The 21563-nt window shown below is 51.1% G+C and carries 21 protein-coding genes and 1 riboswitch; of the genes, 1 reads left to right on the forward strand and 20 read right to left on the reverse strand.

All coding sequences use genetic code 11. The features are described from left to right. Positions 1-13: 13 nt before the first annotated feature. The 20 genes from hisD to D5E69_RS18955 all read right to left on the reverse strand — a co-directional run bounded on the left by hisD (position 14) and on the right by D5E69_RS18955 (position 20189). A complete protein-coding gene (hisD, locus tag D5E69_RS18860; RefSeq protein WP_159130042.1) occupies positions 14-1288 on the reverse strand; it encodes a histidinol dehydrogenase in 1275 nt (424 codons plus the stop codon). 21 nt (positions 1289-1309) lie between these two features. After that, complete coding sequence (gene hisG / locus D5E69_RS18865; RefSeq protein ID WP_048013425.1) at positions 1310-1933, reverse strand: ATP phosphoribosyltransferase; 624 nt, start codon at positions 1931-1933, stop codon at positions 1310-1312. Continuing rightward, complete coding sequence (locus D5E69_RS18870; protein WP_048006695.1) at positions 1930-3117, reverse strand: ATP phosphoribosyltransferase regulatory subunit; 1188 nt, start codon at positions 3115-3117, stop codon at positions 1930-1932. Before D5E69_RS18870 ends, hisG begins: the two co-directional genes overlap by 4 nt. A gap of 68 nt (positions 3118-3185) precedes the next feature. Next, positions 3186-3359, reverse strand: coding sequence for a hypothetical protein (locus tag D5E69_RS18875; RefSeq protein WP_156183429.1), 174 nt, complete (start codon positions 3357-3359; stop codon positions 3186-3188). Positions 3360-3433: 74 nt separating this feature from the next. Next, on the reverse strand, positions 3434-3979 hold the full coding sequence (locus D5E69_RS18880; RefSeq protein ID WP_048006694.1) for an acyltransferase: 546 nt from the start codon (positions 3977-3979) through the stop codon (positions 3434-3436). Beyond that, positions 3979-4623, reverse strand: coding sequence for a pyrophosphatase PpaX (ppaX, locus tag D5E69_RS18885; RefSeq protein WP_048013428.1), 645 nt, complete (start codon positions 4621-4623; stop codon positions 3979-3981). Before ppaX ends, D5E69_RS18880 begins: the two co-directional genes overlap by 1 nt. Further along, positions 4595-5557, reverse strand: a complete 963-nt coding sequence (locus D5E69_RS18890; RefSeq protein WP_048006692.1) for a nucleoside recognition domain-containing protein — start codon at positions 5555-5557, stop codon at positions 4595-4597. Before D5E69_RS18890 ends, ppaX begins: the two co-directional genes overlap by 29 nt. A 14-nt stretch (positions 5558-5571) precedes the next feature. Further along, positions 5572-6405 carry a prolipoprotein diacylglyceryl transferase gene (lgt, locus tag D5E69_RS18895; protein ID WP_048006691.1) on the reverse strand — a complete coding sequence of 278 codons (834 nt, stop codon included), beginning with the start codon at positions 6403-6405 and terminating at the stop codon, positions 5572-5574. A gap of 39 nt (positions 6406-6444) precedes the next feature. Continuing rightward, complete coding sequence (gene hprK / locus D5E69_RS18900) at positions 6445-7383, reverse strand: HPr(Ser) kinase/phosphatase (RefSeq protein ID WP_048006690.1); 939 nt, start codon at positions 7381-7383, stop codon at positions 6445-6447. A gap of 129 nt (positions 7384-7512) precedes the next feature. After that, positions 7513-7863, reverse strand: a complete 351-nt coding sequence (locus tag D5E69_RS18905) for a phage holin family protein (protein ID WP_048006689.1) — start codon at positions 7861-7863, stop codon at positions 7513-7515. Further along, positions 7863-8066 carry a PspC domain-containing protein gene (locus D5E69_RS18910; protein ID WP_048006688.1) on the reverse strand — a complete coding sequence of 68 codons (204 nt, stop codon included), beginning with the start codon at positions 8064-8066 and terminating at the stop codon, positions 7863-7865. Before D5E69_RS18910 ends, D5E69_RS18905 begins: the two co-directional genes overlap by 1 nt. Positions 8067-8081: 15 nt before the next feature. Continuing rightward, complete coding sequence (locus D5E69_RS18915) at positions 8082-9221, reverse strand: DUF4097 family beta strand repeat-containing protein (protein WP_048006687.1); 1140 nt, start codon at positions 9219-9221, stop codon at positions 8082-8084. Positions 9222-9431: 210 nt separating this feature from the next. Then, on the reverse strand, positions 9432-12305 hold the full coding sequence (uvrA, locus tag D5E69_RS18920) for an excinuclease ABC subunit UvrA (RefSeq protein ID WP_048006686.1): 2874 nt from the start codon (positions 12303-12305) through the stop codon (positions 9432-9434). Positions 12306-12312: 7 nt separating this feature from the next. Further along, entirely contained in the window at positions 12313-14295 is a 1983-nt protein-coding gene (gene uvrB, locus D5E69_RS18925; protein WP_148796339.1) for an excinuclease ABC subunit UvrB, read from the reverse strand. Positions 14296-14684: 389 nt separating this feature from the next. After that, positions 14685-14915, reverse strand: coding sequence for a CsbA family protein (locus D5E69_RS18930; RefSeq protein WP_048006684.1), 231 nt, complete (start codon positions 14913-14915; stop codon positions 14685-14687). Positions 14916-14982: 67 nt separating this feature from the next. Continuing rightward, positions 14983-15621, reverse strand: coding sequence for an HD domain-containing protein (locus D5E69_RS18935; RefSeq protein ID WP_048006683.1), 639 nt, complete (start codon positions 15619-15621; stop codon positions 14983-14985). Positions 15622-15763: 142 nt separating this feature from the next. Beyond that, a complete protein-coding gene (locus D5E69_RS18940; RefSeq protein ID WP_159130043.1) occupies positions 15764-16939 on the reverse strand; it encodes a phosphoglycerate dehydrogenase in 1176 nt (391 codons plus the stop codon). Beyond that, positions 16926-18014, reverse strand: coding sequence for a 3-phosphoserine/phosphohydroxythreonine transaminase (serC, locus tag D5E69_RS18945; protein ID WP_159130044.1), 1089 nt, complete (start codon positions 18012-18014; stop codon positions 16926-16928). The genes D5E69_RS18940 and serC overlap by 14 nt, the downstream gene beginning before the upstream one ends. A gap of 193 nt (positions 18015-18207) precedes the next feature. Continuing rightward, a complete protein-coding gene (locus tag D5E69_RS18950) occupies positions 18208-19530 on the reverse strand; it encodes a TrkH family potassium uptake protein (RefSeq protein ID WP_048006680.1) in 1323 nt (440 codons plus the stop codon). Between the two features lie 2 nt (positions 19531-19532). Further along, entirely contained in the window at positions 19533-20189 is a 657-nt protein-coding gene (locus tag D5E69_RS18955) for a potassium channel family protein (protein WP_159130045.1), read from the reverse strand. Between the two features lie 163 nt (positions 20190-20352). Then, a riboswitch (cyclic di-AMP (ydaO/yuaA leader) is annotated at positions 20353-20483 on the reverse strand. Between the two features lie 192 nt (positions 20484-20675). Between D5E69_RS18955 and D5E69_RS18960 the strand changes: the two genes are divergently transcribed. Next, complete coding sequence (locus D5E69_RS18960; RefSeq protein ID WP_048006678.1) at positions 20676-21512, forward strand: DUF1206 domain-containing protein; 837 nt, start codon at positions 20676-20678, stop codon at positions 21510-21512. Positions 21513-21563 lie beyond the last annotated feature (51 nt).

The raw sequence follows: 21563 nt of genomic DNA on the forward strand, positions 1-21563 counted from the left end.
GTCTGCACTCCTTTTACTTTTCACCCTTGAATCGGATCTCTACCGCTCTTGCATGGGCTTCGAGCCCTTCGAGTCTGGCAAGCTTTGCAATCTTGTCTCCATGTTCCTTCAGGGCTGCTTCACTATATGAAATGATGCTTGTCTTCTTCATGAATTCATCTACATTCAACGGACTTGAGAATCGTGCCGTTCCGTTGGTGGGCAAGACGTGATTCGGGCCGGCAAAATAATCGCCCACAGGCTCTGAACTGAACCTTCCGAGGAAGACCGCACCCGCATGGCGGATCGTGGCCATCGTCTCGAACGGCTTGGCCGTCAGGATTTCAAGATGCTCCGGCGCAAGATGATTCACGACCTCTACGCCTTCCTCCATGGAATCAACGACATAGATGGTGCCGTACTCTTCAATGGACCTTCTGGCAATCGCTTCTCGCGGAAGGCTTGAAAGCTGCTCCTCCACCTCACGGGAAACTTTTTCTGCAAGCTCCCTCGAATCGGTCACAAGGACCGCTGATGCTAGGACGTCATGCTCAGCCTGTGAAAGCAGGTCTGCCGCGATTTCATCGGCATGCTGATGCTCATCGGCAAGGATGACGATTTCACTCGGTCCGGCGATCATATCGATATCCACATCGCCGAATACTTCCCGCTTGGCTAGGGCCACGTAGATATTTCCAGGTCCGGTGATCTTATCGACGGATGCGATTGATTCGGTTCCATAGGCAAGGGCCGCAACCCCCTGGGCGCCTCCGACCTTATAGATTTCCTTCACGCCGGCGATCTCCGCTGCCACGAGGACACCCGCCGGGACCTTCCCGTCCTTGCCCGGTGGAGAAACCATGACGATCCGCTCCACTCCCGCGACTTTTGCAGGAAGGACATTCATCAGGACCGAAGACGGATAGGCGGCGGTTCCGCCCGGCACATACACCCCGACAGAGTCGAGTGGGGTCATCTTCTGACCGAGCATGGTGCCGTCCGCTTTTGTTTCAAACCAAGAAGGGCGCTTCTGCTTTTCATGAAAGTCCCGGATGTTGCATGCCGCCTCCTCGATGATCGTGATCAACTCGGGATCAAGGCTCGAGAAGGCGTCCTCGATTTCTTCATTAGAAACAGCCAGGCTTTCGAGGTCCACTCCGTCAAATTTACCGGTGAGGCGGAAGAGGGCATCATCGCCAGCTTCCTTCACCTCTGCAATGATCGCCTGTACGGCTCTTCTCTGTTCTTCGGTTCCACTGTCCACGGAACGCTTGATGGACGCTCCTTTGATGTTATCGACGATTTTCACTGAGGTTCCCCCTTCCCGATTTCATTCCCCGATCACCTTTGATAATCGGTCCACAAGGTCTTCTATTTTCTCGTCCTTCATCCGGTAGCTCACCGGATTGACGATCAGTCTCGATGTGATATCCACAATCGTTTCGAACTCCACAAGTCCATTCTCTTTCAAGGTCCTGCCCGTGGAGACGATATCCACGATGCGGTCGGCCAGTCCGATGAGCGGTGCGAGCTCGATGGAACCATTCAGCTTGATGATTTCCACCTGCTCCCCTTGTTCACGGAAGTAGGATGAGGCAACATTCGGATATTTTGTTGCGATTTTTGGTGCCACATCGCTCATCTTCGTATCAGGCAGTCCCGCGACGGCCAGATAGCAGTCGCTGATTCGGAGGTCGAGGAGCTCGTATACATCCCGTTCTTCCTCCAGCATCACATCCTTGCCTGCAATCCCGAGGTCTGCTACACCGTGTTCGACATAAGTTGGTACATCCATCGGCTTGGCGAGGATGAATCGGAGATCTTCTGCCGGCACCTCGATGATCAGCTTCCGTGAATCATCGAATTCCGGCGGCAGATCGTATCCGGCTCTCCTCAACAGCTCTACGGCCTCTTCAAAAATTCTACCTTTCGGCATGGCAATGGTCAGACTCATCGGATGCCACCACCTTTCCCGCCGGCTCCGATACAGTAATGAACCGAGTTGAATAGTTTCGTATACTCATCCACGTCACTCACACCACGCAGGCTCTGCAGGACGACGGATCGTCCTTCATCCCTCAGCTCACGGGCGAGTCCGAACGCTTCCTTCCTGCGCTCATCACTGTACAGGATGCATTCCTGCTCCGGACGCTCCAGGTTCACCTGAAGGGCCTCCAGTACGTAATCGAGGCGGAGTCCGAAGCCCGTCGCCCCGGAATCCTTCCCGAATTTCTCAAGAAGCTTATTGTAGCGGCCTCCATTCCCGATGGCGAAGCCGACGTTCTCACCGTACACCTCGAACAGGATGCCGGAATAGTAGCTCATATGACTTATCAGGCTGAGGTCGAATTTGATATGATCCTCCACGCCGTGATCTTTCAAGATCCCCCACAGCTCACGGAGTTCATCCAATGCTTCCCTTCCTTTGCTGCCTTCAAGGAGTGCTTCCGCTTCTTCGAGGACACCGTCTGCTCCCCTCAGATTCAAGAATCCCTTCAGGCGTTCCTTATCGATGGAAGACAGGGAGAGGTCTTCCACGTGTCGGCGATACCCGACATAGTTCTTCTCATAAAGGAAACGGCGCAGGATATCGGCCCGCTCGTCCGTTCCCACGATCCCTTTGAACAATTCCTGGACGAAACCGATGTGACCGACCGAGACTTTGAAATGCTTCAGCCCCGCTTCCCTCAAGGTTTCGACCATCAGGGCGATCACTTCCCCGTCTGCACTGACGGACGGATCACCGATGCACTCGATTCCCACCTGTTCAAATTCCGCCGGCCTGCCGCCTTCTCGCTGCTGGGCCCGGAACACGCTGTCGGAATAAGCGAGCCTCAGCGGCGCTTCGTCCTTCAACAGTTTGGATGCCGCGATCCTTGCGATGGGAGCCGTCATATCCGGACGCAGGACGAGGGTATGACCCTGCTGGTCCAGGAGCTTGAACAATTGTTGATCCAGGATGGCAGAAGCATCCCCGACCGTTTCGTGGTATTCCAGGGTCGGTGTCTCGATGAAGCGATAACCCCAACGCGACATTTCCGCCACCATCCTGCTTTTCGTCTGGTCTTTCACCTCATATAAATCAGGGAATGTATCTCTCATCCCCAATGGTTTTTCGAACATGAATAGCTTTGTCATACGAACCACCTTTTGAACGTAGTATCTGATCTTTTCCCTTGATTGAACTTTCTCAATCCTTTAGTTCGCTAATATACTAATAAAATAAAGTTACATGTAGTGTAGCGCTTCTTACCGATTCCGTCAACCGATTTGAAGCTGATTCCGGCAAGGATTTTCATTACCGACTTCCGTTCCTGGGGAGCGGGAACTGGATACTCCCATTCTTGCCAGAACAGATGACCGTATTTCATTCGTTTCAAAAGATACCCTATCCTTCTATCGGTCCCTGAGCTCACCCCCACCATCTACATGATCAAAAAAACCGGAAAGGACATCAGTCCCTTCCGGTTTTGGCGGTTCCATAAATCTCGTCGTCATTCCAGCGATCGGCGAGTTCTTCTTTTGTATAGATGATGCGCATGGGGTTTCCTCCGACGAAGGCACCCGGGGGCACATCTTTATGCACGAGGGTTCCGGCAGACACGATGGCTCCGTCCCCGATGGCGACACCGGGGAGGATCGTCGTGTTTGCTCCGATCATGACCTCGGAACCGATCTCAACGTTCCCCAACCGGTACTCCTTGATCAAATACTCGTGGGCAAGGATGGTCGTGTTATAGCCGATGACCGTATTCCGGCCGACGGAGATCTTCTCCGGGAACATGACGTCCAGCATGACCATCAGGGCGAAAGACGTCTGCTCCCCGATCTCCATCTTGAGGAACGTGCGGTAAAGCCGGTTCTTCAATGCGAGGAACGGGGTGTACCGCGCTGCCTGTATGACAAGGAAGTTCTTCACCACTTTGGCGAAGGGGACGGTTTTGTACACATGCCATAGGGAGTTCGCTCCCTCGACCGGGTACCTTGTCGTCCGTCTCATCACTCTGCCCCTACGATCGCCAGGATGTCCTTCATCGTATCGAGCATGAAGTCTGGTTCATACTGCTCCAGATGGGCTTTGCCTTTCGCACTCCAAGCCACCCCTGCAGACAGCACTCCCGCGTTCCGTCCACCAAGGATATCATGGTGGTTGTCACCGACCATGAGCGCTTCCTCAGGTTTGGATCCGAGTGCCTCCAATGCTTTTTGGACAGGTTCCGGATGCGGCTTCGGATGCTCCACTTCATCAAGGCTGATGATAACATCGAAGTATGGTTTCAGCCCCATGAGCTCCAGTCCGCGGATAACCATCATACGCGACTTCGTGGAGACGATGGCAAGCTTGTAGCCCTGATCATGAAGGGTTTCGATCGTTTCCGTGACCCCTTCGAATTCCGTTACGAGTTCATCGTGATGCGCCCGGTTGTGCTCCCGGTAGTGGGCACACATGTCATCACATTTTTCCGGATTCAATTTTCCGAATGATTCTTGAAGGGGCGGCCCCATGAACGGGAGGACACTCTCGCGATCATAATCACCCGGGTAAAAGTGATTCAAGGTGTGGAGGAACGAAGAGATGATCAGTTCGTTTGTATCGATCAGTGTTCCGTCCAGGTCAAACAGTATGGTTGTAATCTTCCTCATATTGACGCTCCTTTTCTTTCTTCACATCGACTTTTCGCCAGAAGTAGGCGATTGTCACCGTAAGCAGGATGGCCGTGGTGAGTCGTATGGCCAGCAGCGGCCACACCGGGATTCCAAGAGGGATGAAGATCAACGTATCCTCTACCACTGCATGGCAGGCAACAAGGAAGATGAAGGCAAGGGTCACATCCCGCTTGCTTACACCTTCTTCTTTCACCGCCTGGATCATGACCCCTGCCCCGTAGGCAAGACCCACGACCAGACCCGTCACCATGGTGGAGGACGTGTTGGCATTCATACCGAGGGCACGGGTGACAGGCGCCATCCATCTCGAGAAAACATCCATCCACTTGAGATCCTTCATGATCTGGATGATCATCATGAGGGGAATGACGATGATGGCGAGCTGAATCACCCCATATCCCGCTTTTTGCAGTCCAAGGAGGATGATTTGTCCCCAGCCATCAGGGTCAGCCTGCTCCGCAGGCATCATTCCGTACTGGGCAAGCTCTGCTCCGCCATCCCATACAAGGTTGATGACAATGGCAGACAAGAGGGCAAGGCCGATCCTGACGAGCAGGATCAGCCAAATCTTCACGCCAACTTTGGAAGCCACAGTGGATTCGATGAATAGATTATGGGAGAAAGACAGCATGACGGCAATGATGAACACTTCCTTCACCGTCAGGTCCAGGGAAAGGATTCCCCCGATTCCTGCGTAGAGGTTCAGGAAATTCCCCAGAACCAATGGAATCGCCGCGTCCCCAGAAAGGCCGAGGACCTTCATGAATGGAGCGATCCTGTCCATGACCCACGGCAGGACAGGGGTGTACTGGAGAATGAAGACGAGAAGCGTGATCGGGAAGATCACCTTCCCGAGGGACCAGGTCGTTTTCAAGCCGACGAGGCCGCCAGTTCTGATCGATCCGAGCATGCTATCTTCCCCCTTTAACTTTTTGCGTTTTCTTTCTCTTCGTAGTAGTGATTGGCGAGACCTGTTTTCCTTCTATAGATCATCGTCACGATTGCTACAACGATCAGAGCGATGGAAATGACCTGTGCAAATCTGAAGTCTCCAAGCATCAAGCTGTCCGTACGCATGCCTTCAACGAAGAAACGACCGATCGAATATCCGATTACATACGTCAGGAACAATTCTCCCCTTCTCAGTGATTTCACCTTCCGGCGGATGATCAACAAAAGGATGAGGACGACAACATTCCAGAGTGATTCATACAAGAATGTAGGGTGATAGTAGGATCCGTCGATATACATCTGATCAATGATGAATCTCGGCAGATGCAGATTCTCAAGGAACTGACGTGATACTTCACGGCCGTGGGCTTCCTGATTGATGAAGTTCCCCCAGCGTCCGATTGCCTGGCCGACGATCAGACTCGGAGCCGCAATGTCGGCGAGCTTCCAGAAGGAAAGTCCCTTCACCTTGGCAAATATGATGGTCGTGAGTACGGAGCCGATCAGGGCTCCATGGATGGCGATCCCGCCGTTCCAGATTTTGATGATGTCCTCTGGATGGTCGGCATAATAGTTATTCCACTCGAATGCTACATAGTAAATGCGGGCAGAGATGATGGCGATGGGGATCGCCCATACGAGTAGATCGATGAATGTATCAGGGTGAAGTCCCTGGCGTTTGCTTTCGCGGATGACCATATACATCCCGAGTGCGATGCCAAGGCCGATGATGACCCCATACCAATGGACCGAGATGGGACCGAGCTGAAAGGCAATGGGATCGATCGGCGTGATTGTCTCGTTCATAGTTTTTCTCCTTCGTCAACGGGCCCGTGACCCGGTTTTTCAATCCATGTCGTCATGGTCGCCGTCTTCGATGACATCTGATAGACGATTGGTGAATTGCTCGGCTGCGTTCACACCCATCCGCTTCAAACGGAAGTTCATGGCGGCCACTTCGATGATGACGGCCAGATTTCGTCCTGGTCGTACAGGCACCGTCAGCTTTGTGATTTCCGTGTCGATGATTTTCATTTTCTCTTCGTCAAGACCGAGGCGGTCATACTGCTTCGCTTTATCCCAAAGCTCGAGATTGATGCAAAGGGTGATGCGCTTATGACTTCTCACCGCTCCCGCACCGAACAGGGTCATGACGTTGATGATACCAAGACCACGGATCTCAAGGAGATGCTCGATGAGATCAGGGGAATTCCCGATGAGGGTATCCATATCTTCCTGTCTGATTTCCACACAATCATCGGCAACAAGACGGTGGCCGCGTTTCACAAGTTCGAGTGCGGTTTCACTTTTACCGACGCCGCTTTTACCGGTGATGAGTACGCCGACTCCATAGATATCGACAAGGACCCCGTGGATCGCCGTTGTCGGTGCCAGCTTGCTTTCCAGGTAGTTCGTGAGATGCGAAGAAAATCTCGTCGTCTTCATGGGTGATCTCATGACCGGAACATCATAGCGATTGGCCGCTTCGATCAATTCAGGGGGTACTTCCAGTTCCCTAGAGATGATGATGCCTGGGGTGATATCGGTACAGAGGGATTCGAGCCTTCTTTTCCGCTCTGCGTCGTCTAGCAAGTCAAGGAACGTGATTTCCGTCTTCCCAAGAAGCTGAATCCGCTCTGCAGGATAATAGTTGAAATAACCGGCGATTTCAAGGCCGGGTCTTGAAATATCACTCATCGTGATCGGTCTATGTAATCCTTCTTCTCCACCTACAAGCTCAAGATGGAACTTATCCATGATGTCTTTTGTGCGCACTTTTGCCACTCTTTACTCCTCCTTCAACTTGCTGTACCTCTAACCTATTTTAGCAATTATGTGGAAAAGCGCAAGGTAATGGTAAGCATGCAAAAAAGCGGCCCGTGCCTGATGATGGCACGGGCCACTTACTTATGCTTATCGTTTCGGTTCGAATACCGCTTTTTGAATGATCAGGTTGCACACGGATAGAATGATGCTCGCCACGAGGGCCATTCCGAATCCTGAAATTTCAAAGCTGCTTCCCATGATCTTATCCGTCAGCATCAAGGTGATGGCATTGATGACAAACAGGAATAGTCCGAGGGAAAGAATCGTAACCGGCAGCGTCAGGATGATCAAGATCGGCCTGACAAGCACATTCAAGAATGACAGGATGATGCTCGCCAAGATGGCGGCTCCGATCCCCGTCACCTGGAATCCTTCAAAAAAACCAGCTAATGCAATAAAGATGACTGCATTAATAAGTATACCTATAATCCACCTCATTATCTGATGGAATCCTCCTCATTTGGCAGTACAAAGGCAAGTAGGGCATACACCACGATCAGGGGGAAGAAGCCCGTCGGGATCAAAAGCAGGATGAAGGCGACCCTCAGGATGATGGGGTCGATCCCCACCGTCCTCGACAAGCCCCCGAGCACCCCTGCCAGCTTTCTATCAGACCTTGTTCGTGCCAATGTTTTCTTCATGTTGATACCCTCTTTCTAGTTCGTCTCTTTGTTGCTATTAACATTCTTCGATTCGTACTTTTTTATGAGCACGGAACCGGTTTTTGTTTCAGCAAAGAGATGAAGCTTATCCGGAGAGGCAGTTTTACGAGAGAAGCGGATCGATTTCTGCACCACTTCATTTTTTTCTTCCAATACATCGATACCCTCAAGTTCCATTTTGAAACCACCGAGATTCGATTTCGCTTCACCGGATATGTTGATGTTCTCCGGTACGTAGAAGTCGACGCTTCCCGTCACGGTCTTCGCATGGACGGTATCGGCTTTCTCACCCGTCAGGGAGCAGACGATGTTCCCATTCAATGACTGGGCATCCGTATGAAGGATATCACCTTCGACGAGGACCTTCCCGTTGATGGACTCTGCTTCCACATGCTCGGCTGAGACACGGGTGAGGGTGATGGCTCCGTTGGAGGTTTCCACATCGGCCCTCTTCGCCTTCAATCCCTCGACGATGATCTTACCGTTTGCCGCCTTTGCCTTCAGATCTTCCACTTCCAGGTTGTTTGCGTTCAGCCCTCCGTTAAACAGTCGGACAGAGATCTTTTTATACTGATGTTCGGGCACATAGAATTTCGCATTCACCTTCATCCATTTGGACTGGGTGCCAAAATAAAGCGTATCACCGTCAATGGAGAAGGAAGAGGTATCATGGAACTGCTTAAGGCCTTCTTCCCGGTCTTCTGTCCGATATACCTTTGCGTCGCATTCCACCCGGACCTCCCCACCGCTCCAAGGATGGATCTCGACCTTGCCGTTCGCCACATCAATATCGATCTTATCAAAGGATACCTCGGGCTGCTGGAACACATGGGACACTTCGACCGATTGACTCCATTGGAAATCGAAATCGAAGTTTTTAATCTTATTGAGGGCCGTATTCATGAAATCAACGACTTTATCCTTGGAATTAGACGAACCGGATGTTGTCGACTTTTGCTTGTGGTTATCGTCCGGATCCTGGAAGATCGAAACAAATTCATCCACGAAGCTTTTCTCCTTCGGTTTCGGTTCTTCCGGTTTCTTTTCCAGTGCTTCCAAAAGGGCCACGGCTTCCTGAGCAGAAATCGTTCCGTTCTCCAACATATCCAAAATACGTTTACGCTCTTCATTCATACCCGTTCAACTCCCATTTTCAGATTATCTGAGTACTATCATGAATATAACCGACGAGGCAAAGTTATACCTGATCCGTCATTCATTGCTTCTATAGTATGTACGTTTTAAGCGCCCAAAGGTTTCATTCCCGTAAAAAAATATCATCACTGTCCCATACCCTCCTGACAAAAAAATAAAACGGAGGCGCACCGGGCACCTCCGCTTCTATCAGTTCGTCACGCCTTCTTTTTCCCTGACTTTCCTTTTCATCCGTTCGCGCTCACGCTCGAGGACAGGTTTCAAGTATTTACCTGTATACGACCCCTTCGCTTCGGCCACCTTCTCAGGAGTTCCGGTAGCAACGATCGTGCCTCCTTTATCTCCCCCTTCAGGACCAAGGTCGACAAGATAGTCGGCGGCTTTGATGACATCGAGGTTGTGTTCGATGACAAGGACCGTGTCTCCGTTTTCCACTAGACGCTGAAGGACGACAAGGAGACGTGAAATATCATCCACATGCAAGCCCGTCGTCGGCTCGTCGAGGATATACAGGGAGCGGCCCGTCGAGCGGCGATGAAGCTCGGATGCAAGCTTCACGCGCTGCGCTTCCCCTCCGGAAAGGGTCGTGGCAGGCTGTCCGAGGGTGATGTAGCCGAGGCCGACATCATAGATGGTCTGAAGCTTCCTTCTGATCTTCGGAATGTTTTCGAAGAACTGCAAGGAGTCCTCCACCGTCATCTCAAGGACATCGGCGATATTTTTATCTTTGTATTTCACTTCGAGGGTTTCACGGTTATATCGTTTCCCGTGGCAAACCTCACAAGGGACGTAAACATCAGGAAGGAAATGCATCTCGATCTTGATGATCCCGTCACCGCGGCAGGCTTCACAGCGACCGCCCTTCACGTTGAAGCTGAAGCGGCCTTTTTTATAACCGCGCACTTTCGCTTCATTCGTGGTAGCGAATACGTCACGGATATCATCGAATACCCCCGTATAGGTCGCTGGATTCGATCGAGGCGTACGGCCGATCGGGGATTGGTCGATGTCGATGACCTTATCGAGATGCTCGATCCCCTTGATTTCTTTATGAATCCCAGGCTTCGACTTGGCGTTATGAAGCTTCTGGGCAAGGGATTTGTGGAGAATCTCATTGATAAGGGTACTCTTACCCGAACCCGAGACGCCCGTCACCGCCATGAACAGGCCGAGGGGCAGCTTCACTTTTACGTTATTCAAGTTGTTCTGCTTCGCTCCGAGGATCTCCAGATAACGGCCGTCCGGTTTGCGTCTTTCCTGCGGAAGCGGGATGAATTTCTTCCCTGACAGGTATTGTCCGGTCAAAGATTTGTCATCATCCATGACTTCCTGAGGGGTTCCTGCCGAGATAATCTCTCCCCCGTGGGCCCCTGCACCAGGACCGATATCGACGAGATAGTCGGCGGCCATCATCGTGTCTTCATCATGCTCGACGACGATGAGGGTGTTTCCGATATCCCTCATATTCTTGAGGGTATCGATGAGCCTGTCATTATCGCGCTGATGAAGTCCGATCGACGGCTCATCGAGGATATAGAGGACGCCAGTCAGACGCGAACCGATCTGGGTCGCAAGCCGGATCCTCTGTGCTTCCCCGCCTGACAGTGTACCGGCAGCCCGACTGAGGGTCAGGTATTCAAGCCCGACGTTCACGAGGAAACCGAGACGCTCGCGGATTTCCCTCAGGATAAGTCTCGCGATCTGCATATCTTTCTCCGAAAGTTCCAGCGCATCAAAGAATTGATCTGCTTCCTGGATCGAGAAGGCCGTTACCTGACCGATATGAAGGGAATCGACCTTCACGGCGAGGGACTCTTCCTTGAGCCTGTGACCATCGCAGCTCGGACAGTTTTGTGTAGCCATGTATTTCTCCATCTGCTCACGCACGTAATCGGAGCTTGTCTCGCGGTAACGTCTCTCCACGTTCGCCATGACGCCTTCGAACCGAAGGTAATTCTCCCTGACTTGACCGAAGTCATTCTCATAGCGGAAATAGATCTCGTCTTTTCCGCTCCCGTGAAGGATTTTGTCCATATCGTGCTTCGGCAGGTTCTTCACCGGTACATCCATGGGGATCCCGTAATGATCACAAACCGCCTTCAACAGGGAAGGGTAATACTGTGAACTTGTCGGCTCCCACGGAGCGATGGCATGCTCATCAAGGGTCTTATCCCAGTTCGGGATCACAAGCTCTTTATCGACTTCGAGTTTCGTTCCAAGACCGTCGCATGTCGGACATGCCCCGAACGGACTGTTGAATGAGAACATCCTCGGTTCGAGCTCTGAAATCGAGAATCCGCAGTACGGGCACGCATGATGCTCGCTAAACAGAAGCTCCTCTTCCCCGATCACATCGATGATCACCTGACCGTCGGAAAGGCGCAGTGCTGATTCAAGGGAGTCAGATAGGCGGGCCGCCACGCCCTCTTTTACCACGACGCGGTCGATGATGACTTCGATGGTGTGCTTTTTATTTTTCTCAAGGGTGATTTCTTCGCCGAGGTCTTCCACCTCTCCGTCGATCCGCACCCTTACGTATCCCTGCTTCTTGATATCCTCAAGGGTCTTCGCATGAGTTCCCTTGCGGCCCGATACAACGGGAGCAAGCACCTGTAGCTTCGTGCGTTCCGGATACTCAAGGATGCGGTCCACCATCTGTTCGATCGTTTGTGAAGTAATTTCGATTCCATGATTCGGACAGATCGGCTTCCCTACCCTTGCATACAGGAGTCGGAGATAATCATAGATCTCGGTTACGGTCCCTACTGTGGAACGGGGATTCCGGCTCGTCGTCTTCTGATCGATGGAAATCGCCGGTGACAGCCCTTCAATGGCATCCACATCCGGCTTATCCATTTGACCGAGGAACTGCCTGGCATAGGCAGACAGGGACTCCACGTAACGCCTTTGACCTTCCGCATAGATCGTGTCGAAGGCAAGGGATGATTTCCCTGAACCCGAAAGGCCGGTCAATACGACCAGCTTATCCCTCGGGATGGTGATATCTATATTTTTAAGATTATGAGCGCGAGCTCCTTGTACAATAATATTTTCCTGCGCCATAAGTCGTTCATCCTTCCGCTTTCAGCTCGAGAATGGTATCGCGAAGCTGGGCTGCCCGTTCGAAATCGAGGGCTTTGGCCGCTTCCTTCATTTCCCCTTCTAGGCTGGCAATAAGTTTTTGTCTCTCCGGTTTGGACAGTTTCGACACATTTGTGCGACCTCCGTCCATCTCCTCTGTATCCTCCACTTCGCGAGTGGCCTTGATGGCATCACGGATTTCCTTCTGGATCGTCGTCGGGGTGATGCCGTGCTTCTCGTTGTATTCTTCCTGGATTTCCCGGCGACGCTTCGTCTCGCTGATCGCCTTCTCCATGGAATCGGTCATCTTATCTGCATACATGATGACTTTCCCTTCGCTGTTACGGGCCGCACGTCCGATGGTCTGGATCAAGGATCGTTCGGACCGGAGGAAACCTTCCTTATCGGCGTCGAGTATCGTCACCAAGGACACTTCAGGTATATCCAGCCCCTCCCTTAGGAGGTTGATCCCGATGAGAACATCATATTTTCCGAGGCGGAGGTCACGGATGATCTCGATCCGCTCCAGGGTCTTGATCTCGGAATGCAGGTATTGGACCTTGATGCCGATTTCCTTCAGATAGGCACTGAGGTCCTCGGACATCTTCTTCGTGAGGGTGGTGACTAGGACACGTTCGTCCTTTTCCACCCGTTCATTGATTTCACCGATAAGGTCATCGATCTGCCCTTCGATGGGACGCACTTCGATAATCGGATCGAGCAGACCCGTCGGACGGATGATCTGCTCGACCATTTCCGGACTGTGCTCAAGCTCATAAGGACCCGGCGTCGCAGACACGTAAAGAAGCTGATTCGTCTTCCCTTCGAACTCATCGAACTTCAACGGACGGTTATCCATGGCGGATGGCAGGCGGAATCCGTGGTCCACGAGCACTTTTTTACGCGCCTGGTCCCCGTTGAACATACCGCGGACCTGCGGAAGCGTCACATGGGACTCATCGATGACGATGAGGAAGTCTTCCGGGAAGTAATCCATCAGGGTGTAAGGCGTAGAGCCGGGCGGTCTCAGCGTAAGATGACGGGAATAGTTCTCGATTCCTGAACAGAAGCCCATCTCCCTCATCATCTCAAGGTCATATCGGGTCCGCTGCTCCAGACGCTGTGCTTCGAGGAGCTTATCTTCCTCCCTCATGACCTTGAGCTGTTCTTCAAGCTCCTTCTCGATGTTTTCGATGGCCACCTTCATCTTCTCTTCGCGGGTGACGAAGTGGGAAGCCGGGAAAATCGCGACATGATCGCGGTCACCCATGATTTCCCCCGTGAGGGCATCGACTTCACGGATCCGGTCGATTTCATCACCGAAAAACTCGACCCTCATGCAGTGTTCATCCCGTGATGCCGGGAAGATTTCCACCACGTCACCGCGGACCCTGAACGTCCCGCGCTGAAAGTCGATATCATTTCGTTCATATTGTATATCCACAAGCTTCCTCAAAAGCTGATTACGTTCAATTTCCATCCCAACGCGCAGGGACAGGACAAGCTCCCTGTATTCTTCCGGATTACCCAACCCGTAGATACAGGATACACTTGCGATGATAATGACATCCTTCCGTTCAAACAGTGCGGAGGTGGCAGAGTGGCGAAGCTTATCGATCTCATCATTGATGCTCGCATCCTTCTCGATGAACGTATCGGTCTGAGGGACATATGCCTCCGGCTGGTAGTAATCGTAGTAACTTACGAAGTACTCTACGGCATTGTCGGGAAAGAATTCCTTGAACTCGCTGTAGAGCTGTCCGGCCAGCGTTTTATTGTGGGCAATGATAAGAGTGGGCTTCTCCACTTCCTTGATGACATTGGAAACGGTGAACGTCTTTCCCGTTCCCGTCGCCCCGAGGAGCGTCTGGTGGCGTTTGCCTTCCTTGATGCCCTCTACCAGCTTCTTGATTGCCAGGGGCTGGTCCCCTTCAGGTTTGTATTTAGACTTTAGCTCGAATTGATCTTTCACCGTGAAACCTCCTATAGGTAAGGAACAGTATGTTCTATGCTTGTCTATACCCATCCCTTGCACTGTCCATTCGTCTCTTCCCATTTTACCACAATCGGTCGGAATTTAACCATCAATAAGCGAACAAAAGTTCGTTTTTATTCCACAGGACGCCTTAAACTGTGGACAATCTCCGGTTCGACAATCTTCCTGCTGGCAATCGACAGCATTCGACGACTTTTACACACACCTTGTGGATATATCTGTTGATAACCACTATGGTGCTGTGGAAAAGAAGACCCTTTACCCACAATTCGTCAAAATTCTTGTGTACTTTAAAATTGAGAACGCATACAAACTGTGCATAACTCAAGAAAACAAAAAAAGCACTCCCTACTGGGAATGCCCGGTTATTCACTTTTTCGCCCTTTTCCCTTCATCCGCCCGCTGTACCAAAAACCCGCTGTCAAACTGGCTGCGTCGATCACGATCAGCAGAATGGAGTCCGTATATCCTTTGGAAACGGAAGCGGCGATCAGTGCCACGGTCAAGAGAAGTCCGATATATCGATTATAGGTCACCCTCGAAAAGAATACGACGAGGAGGCCGGGCAGGAAGGCTGCCAGAATGATCTTGGACACATTCAACTCTCCTTAAAGAAGGAATATCAATTAGTTTAACGGATATTCCCTCTTCTGGAAAGAGGCATCAGACCCCTGATGACAGAATCCGTTCCGTCCTCTCTTTCAATTCACTGTGGGGGATGAATTTCTCGGCCAGCATGTCCGGCAAGACGTACTCAAGGAAGTATTTCACACTCGCAAGCTCCTTGAATTTAATGATCGTCGAAAGGGCTTCCTGATAGATCTCCATAAAAAGCGGCTCCGGATTCCCTTTTTGGATCTCGCCGAACGATTCATACAGAAGATCAACTTTGTCGGCTACGGATAAAATCCTGCCTTCCAGTGTCTCGTCCTTCCCTTCTTTGAAGCGATTCCTGTATACATCATGGAATTGCGGAGGGAATTCTGTTGTGATGAACTTTTTCACCATCTGATCCTCCACCTGGCTGAACAGTTCCCTGAGTTCCTTCGACGCATATTTCACAGGCGTCTTGATGTCCCCGGTGAAAAGCTCTGCATAATCATGATTCAACGCCTTTTCATACAGGGACTTCCAATCGACATCCTGTCCCTCTTGTTCTTCCACGGTTCCGAGAAATTGTGCAATCTTCGTCACCTTGAAAGAGTGGCTGGCCACATTGTGCTGATGATATTTGAACCGACCTGGACAACGGATGAGCGTCTCGAGGTCTGATAGACTTTTAAAGTAGTGATGGATCCCCATTTCGATTCTCCTCTCTAAGGCATACTATGATGTGCCGGATGTATTGCCAATGGCAGAAGCCCTTTGCCATAGACTTCCCCGCTTACCTGAATATAAACAAATCCCCCTTGCACGGTGCAAGGGAGGATTTGTGGGGTCTATATTAAATCAATCTGACCGATACGACCCCATCGATGCCTTCAATCTTCTGTTTCAGTCCCACCTGCTCTTCTTCGGTCAGGACGTGATCAAGATCGATCATCGTGTAGGCCCATGTGGCTTTGCTTCGATTGATCATGTCGGCAATATTGACAGCGAAGCCGGAGAGGGCCGTCGTGATCTGCCCCACCATGTTCGGGATATTCTGATGCATGACGGTGAGCCTCATCTTTCCGCTGTACGGAAGCTCGACATCAGGCAGATTCACGGCATGCTTGATGTTCCCTGTTTCCAGATAGGTCTTCAACTGCTTCGTCGCCATGACGGCACAGTTTTCTTCGGACTCCACGGTCGAAGCGCCCAGGTGGGGTACGGGGACGACATTCTTCATGGAAAGGACCCGGGAATTCGGGAAGTCGGTCACATACTTACTTACCGTTCCGGACTCGAGAGCCTGCCCGAGGGTACTCTCATCCACCAGCTCACCACGTGAGAAGTTCAGGATGGTCATTCCTTGTTTCATCTTGTTGAAGCTCGATTCGTTCACGAGGCGATTTGTCTTATCAGTCAACGGGATATGAAGGGTGACGAAATCGCATTCCGCCCATACTTCATCGATGTGCATGGCACGATTGACGTCGCGCGAAAGCCTCCAGGCCGCATCCACCGAAATGAACGGATCATACGCAACCACGTCCATCCCAAGGGCGAGTGCATCGTTGGCCACAAGGACACCGATGGCCCCAAGACCGACGACGCCCAGCTTCTTGCCTTTGATTTCACTTCCTACAAACTCCTTCTTCTTCGCTTCCACGACAGCTGCCACATCATCCCCATGTTCCTGAAGGGTTTTTGCCCATCCCACCGCCGAAAAAAGATTCCTCGAAGAAGCAATGAGATTGGCAAGAACGAGTTCCTTCACGGCATTGGCATTGGCACCAGGCGTATTGAATACGACAATCCCTTTTTCCGTACACTCGTCAATGGGGATATTATTCACTCCGGCACCGGCCCTCGCAATGGCTTTCACAGATTGTGGAAACTCGAAGTCATGGAGATTCTTGGATCTGACAAGAATTCCATCGGGATCACCGCTTCCGTTCAGATAATAATTCAAATCTTCTTCAATAAGGGACAACCCCCGTTGGCTGATGGCATTGAATGTATTAATGGTCAACATGTGATGTTCCTCCTTGGTCTGCTTCGAATTCTTTCATGAAATCCACCAATGCCCTGACTCCTTCAAGGGGCATGGCGTTATAGAGGCTCGCCCGCATGCCGCCAACGGAACGATGTCCCTTCAGGAACTCGAATCCTCGCCCTTTCGCTTGTTCCAGGAAGAGCTTGTTCCGTTCATCACTGTCTGTGGTGAACGGGATGTTCATCAGTGAGCGGCTTGCTTCCGGTACAGGATTGGAGAACAGGCTTGATTCGTCGATACAGCTATATAGCAGCCCCGCTTTCTCCCGGTTGAGTGCCTCCATACCTGCCACCCCGCCGTTTTCCTTCACCCACTCAAGAACGAGCTTAAGCACATAGATAGCGAAGGTAGGAGGCGTATTGAACATGGATCCGTTCTTCACGTACGTTTCATAATTCAACATGGTCGGGCATGTGTCCGGTGCTTTCCCGATGAGATCCCTGCGGACGATCGCAACGGTGACACCCGATGGACCAAGGTTCTTCTGGGCCCCGGCATAAATCAGGCCGAACGAAGACACATCGATCGGTTCCGACAGGATATGGGATGACATATCCGCCACGAGGGGAATGCCGCCTGTTTCGGGATAAGTGGCGTACCTTGTCCCTTCTATTGTATTGTTGGACGTGATGTGGACGTACGCTGCCTCAGGAGAGAAATCTTCTTTTGTATACGCAGGGATATCTTCCGGTGACTCAATTTGATGGATGCTTCCGAGTTTTCCCGCTTCCTTGACCGCTTTCTTCGACCAGCTTCCCGTCACGATATAGTCAGCGACACCATGTTCAGCAAGAAGATTCATCGGGACCATGGAAAACTGCAGAGAAGCGCCTCCCTGAAGGAAAAGGACTTCATACTCTTCAGGGATGGTCATAAGCTCCCTCAGCAGGGCTTCTGCCCCCTCGATGACTTCTTCGAACGGACCGGAACGATGGCTCAATTCCATGATAGACATGCCCGTCCCGTCGTAGTTCAATAATTCCTGTTGCACTTTTTCCAATACTGGACGGGGAAGAACGGCTGGACCTGCAGAAAAATTGAACACTTGCTTCAACAAAAACACCACCTACACAATCGTTCAGAATTTTTCCAAAGTATATGAAGAAACATGACATTCGTCAACAACCCTGACGAACGAAGAAAACGCTTACGAAGTAAGATTTTAAGAGATAGCGCAAAAATTGCGGGGTTCTTATTGTTTTTGGAATAATCACTCAAACATAAAAAATAAGGCAGCAATAGCTGCCTTATCCTGTAAGGATATCTTCTTTCGGGTATCGGATTTTCTCTTTACCCGGTCGCGAGAGGGAGTATGCGAGGGTCAACGGACCCATTTTCCCTGCGAACATGACGAAGATGATGACCCACTTCCCGACGGTACTTAACTCCGGACTGAAATTCATGGATAAGCCGACGGTGCCGAATGCCGATACCACTTCGAATAATAGCGTGAGGAAATCCGCTCCTTTTTCCGAGATGGTAAGGATGAATAAGGCCCCTACAACCAAAAGGACGCTAAGGGTGGATATCGCCAGGGATTTCAGGATGACCGTTTGATCAATGGAGCGCCGGAAGATCTTGACTTCTTTTTTATCCCTCAAGAAGGCACCTACCGCGAGAAGGATCATGAGGAATGTCGTAAGCTTGATCCCCCCACCTGTGGATGCACTTCCTGCCCCGATGAACATGAGAAGGACCGTAAAGAAAAGAGTCGGACTTTCCATCTCACCATAATCAAGCGTATTGAACCCTGCGGTCCTCGGTGTCACGGCCTGAAAGTAGGAAGCCAATCCTTTGTCACCTAGAGAAAGAGGTCCCAGTGTACCCGGGTTGTTATACTCCAGGACGAAGATGATGATCGTTGCTACCACATTGATCAAAAGCGTACCCAGGATCATGATCTTCGAGTGGAGGGACAGCTTCTTAAACGCACGTGATTTCCACCCGTCCACCAAGACGGTGAATCCTATCCCACCGATGATGAAAAGGAAGGATAGAGTGAAGGTGATGACCGGATTCCCCACAAATCGCATCATGTTGTCGGGCCACAAACCGAATCCGGCGTTATTAAAAGCGGAAACAGAATGGAAAAGGCTATAAAACAAGCCTTCTGACCACCCGTATCGGGGCACCCATTGAGTGGCAAGGAAGGTCATTCCGATCCCCTCCACCAGCAATGAAAAGGTGAAAAGGTATTTCACGAGCATGATCACCCCGCCCACAGAGGTCTGATTCAACGACTGTTGCAGCAACAGCCGTTCCTTGAATCCGATCTTCTTCCCGAGCATCATGACGATCAGGACAGCGAACGACATGATGCCCAGCCCTCCAAGCTGGATCAGACACATGACGACAATCTGACCGAAAATGGTATAGACGGAACCGGTATCGACAACGGCAAGCCCCGTCACGGTCATGGCTGAGGTTGTCGTAAAAAGGGCTTCGAGCCACGTGATCGGCTCTGTCGTCGAGATGGGAAGCTTCAAGAGAGCCATACCCACCATGATGAAAAAGGCAAAGACTGCCACCAGCAGCTGCGGTGGACTTAAATGGATGACCCTGTACTTCATGGTTATACCCCTTCTTTTTCAAATCGATTGATATCGCGATTATGTCCGATCACAATCAACAGATCTCCCAGTTCAACCGTATCGTCTGCACTCGGTGAGACAATGACCTCATCCCCGCGATGGATGGCAATGATATTGCATCCATACCGCGCACGGACGTCAAGATCCATGAGCGTAAGGTTCGCAACTTTGGACGAAGCCCTGACCTCTACGATGCTATGCTCCTTTGAAAGTTCGATGTAGTCGATGATTTTCTCCGATGTCATATGATGAGCGATTTTTTTCGCCATGTCCCGTTCAGGATGGATGACCTTGTCGGCACCGATCCTTTCAAGCACCTTTTGATGGTACGCATTCGACGCCTTCACCCAGACCTCCTTGACACCCAGCTCTTTCAGAAGCAGTGTCGTCAGGATGCTCGCCTCCACGCTTTCTCCGAATGATACGATCACGTGATCGAAATTACGGAGGCCGAGGGATCTCAATACGGACTCATCCATGGCATTGGCCTGGACGGCGTGAGTCGCCACATCCGCGTAGCGCTGAACCACCTCTTCGTGCAGATCGATTGCCAGCACCTCTGTATCAAGCCTGCTCAATTCCTCCACCAGGTTCCCCCCGAATTTTCCAAGACCGATAACGGCGAATTGCTTTTTCATGATGTACTCCTCCAACTGACTTTACTGATATTTTCGTATCTTTTGTTGTTTTCCACTTGTTCATTCATCTTCCATGATGAATCATGCTGATTCATTAAATGAAGGCACAAAAAAGACCGCAGGAACTAAGCCTGTGGCCATCGTCTATACGATTCCAAGGTTCATTCACTCCCATTTACGCTTACGAGGTTAGCTGACGGATTCGGGCCATGGAAGCAGCCCTACCTTAAAAAGGATTCACCCCTAATGAACTCGGGTCCCCCGCTTCTTTGCAGAATTAAGCGATGATATGATATAAAGCAACCAGCTTTGATGATAGATATATTACTCCTAGACACATTCGTTGTCTATAACTATTTTAGCCTTTTTTTCGCGGGGAATGAGAAATGGATGAACCACCATCATTTACTTGCTCCGTCCATGGTTTCGAACCCTGCGTTTAGGGAATATTGCTTATAAAATGCAAACTGAAGGGAAGAAGTAGCCATGGCTGACATTACATCGGTCCTGCCTTCCGGTAAGGACAACTCAAAGGATATCAAACCATGGATCAGGGGGTTCGCCCGCATAGGATTCATATCAAGGGGACTCGTCTACATGCTGATTGGCGCCCTGGCCGTCATGGCAGCATTCGGAGTGGGCGGAAGCACATCTGACTCGAACGGCGCATTCGCAGCCATTGCATCCAAGCCTTTCGGTGAGGTATTATTATGGATCGTCGGCATCGGACTTCTCGGCGTGGTCATCTGGAGCTTCATCCAAGCCATTACCGATCCTGAATACCACGGAGACCAGGGAAAATCCATCGTGCGGAGGATTACCCACATCTTTACGGGTGCAGCTTACGGGATCCTCGGCTTCAATGCCATTGCCATCGCCCTTCACGCCAAAGGCGGCTCGAGTTCTGAGCAGACCATGTCTGCAAAGCTCCTTTCCCAACCTTTCGGTCAATGGATTGTCGGCATCATCGGGCTGGCTATCATCGGATTCGCGCTTCACGAGCTTTACTCGGCTTATACAGAAAAATTCGCGAAGCAATTCAAGAAAGGAAGCATGTCAAAGCACGAGTGGAAGTTCAGTAAAAGGACCGGAAAAATCGGCCTCACTGCCCGAGGCATTGTATTCCTACTCGTAGGATACTTCTTCATCCGGACCGCCATCACGGCTGACCCTGATAAAACCAAGGGACTGGACGGGGCACTATCCGAAATTGCCCAGCAGCCTTTCGGACAATGGATGCTGGCCATCGTGGCGGCCGGACTGTTACTCTACGGGGTCTTTGAGATCCTCCGAGGAAAGAATCGACATTTAAGCATATTCTGAGCCCCTCTCCGGGCTTTTTTGTATGATGACAATCGTAAGAAAAGAGGGACC

This window comes from Rossellomorea marisflavi, from assembly GCF_009806575.1.
GTDB lineage: Bacteria > Bacillota > Bacilli > Bacillales > Bacillaceae_B > Rossellomorea > Rossellomorea marisflavi_A.

What these genes read in the sequence shown, in the direction of transcription:
- hisG (WP_048013425.1), bottom strand. Translation starts at nt 1,933, where the DNA reads ATGAGTCTGACCATTGCCATGCCGAAAGGTAGAATTTTTGAAGAGGCC.
- D5E69_RS18870 (WP_048006695.1), bottom strand. Translation starts at nt 3,117, where the DNA reads ATGACAAAGCTATTCATGTTCGAAAAACCATTGGGGATGAGAGATACA.
- D5E69_RS18880 (WP_048006694.1), bottom strand. Translation starts at nt 3,979, where the DNA reads ATGAGACGGACGACAAGGTACCCGGTCGAGGGAGCGAACTCCCTATGG.
- ppaX (WP_048013428.1), bottom strand. Translation starts at nt 4,623, where the DNA reads ATGAGGAAGATTACAACCATACTGTTTGACCTGGACGGAACACTGATC.
- D5E69_RS18890 (WP_048006692.1), bottom strand. Translation starts at nt 5,557, where the DNA reads ATGCTCGGATCGATCAGAACTGGCGGCCTCGTCGGCTTGAAAACGACC.
- lgt (WP_048006691.1), bottom strand. Translation starts at nt 6,405, where the DNA reads ATGAACGAGACAATCACGCCGATCGATCCCATTGCCTTTCAGCTCGGT.
- D5E69_RS18905 (WP_048006689.1), bottom strand. Translation starts at nt 7,863, where the DNA reads ATGAGGTGGATTATAGGTATACTTATTAATGCAGTCATCTTTATTGCA.
- D5E69_RS18910 (WP_048006688.1), bottom strand. Translation starts at nt 8,066, where the DNA reads ATGAAGAAAACATTGGCACGAACAAGGTCTGATAGAAAGCTGGCAGGG.
- D5E69_RS18915 (WP_048006687.1), bottom strand. Translation starts at nt 9,221, where the DNA reads ATGAATGAAGAGCGTAAACGTATTTTGGATATGTTGGAGAACGGAACG.
- uvrA (WP_048006686.1), bottom strand. Translation starts at nt 12,305, where the DNA reads ATGGCGCAGGAAAATATTATTGTACAAGGAGCTCGCGCTCATAATCTT.
- D5E69_RS18935 (WP_048006683.1), bottom strand. Translation starts at nt 15,621, where the DNA reads ATGGGGATCCATCACTACTTTAAAAGTCTATCAGACCTCGAGACGCTC.
- D5E69_RS18940 (WP_159130043.1), bottom strand. Translation starts at nt 16,939, where the DNA reads ATGTTGACCATTAATACATTCAATGCCATCAGCCAACGGGGGTTGTCC.
- D5E69_RS18950 (WP_048006680.1), bottom strand. Translation starts at nt 19,530, where the DNA reads ATGAAGTACAGGGTCATCCATTTAAGTCCACCGCAGCTGCTGGTGGCA.
- D5E69_RS18955 (WP_159130045.1), bottom strand. Translation starts at nt 20,189, where the DNA reads ATGAAAAAGCAATTCGCCGTTATCGGTCTTGGAAAATTCGGGGGGAAC.
- D5E69_RS18960 (WP_048006678.1), top strand. Translation starts at nt 20,676, where the DNA reads ATGGCTGACATTACATCGGTCCTGCCTTCCGGTAAGGACAACTCAAAG.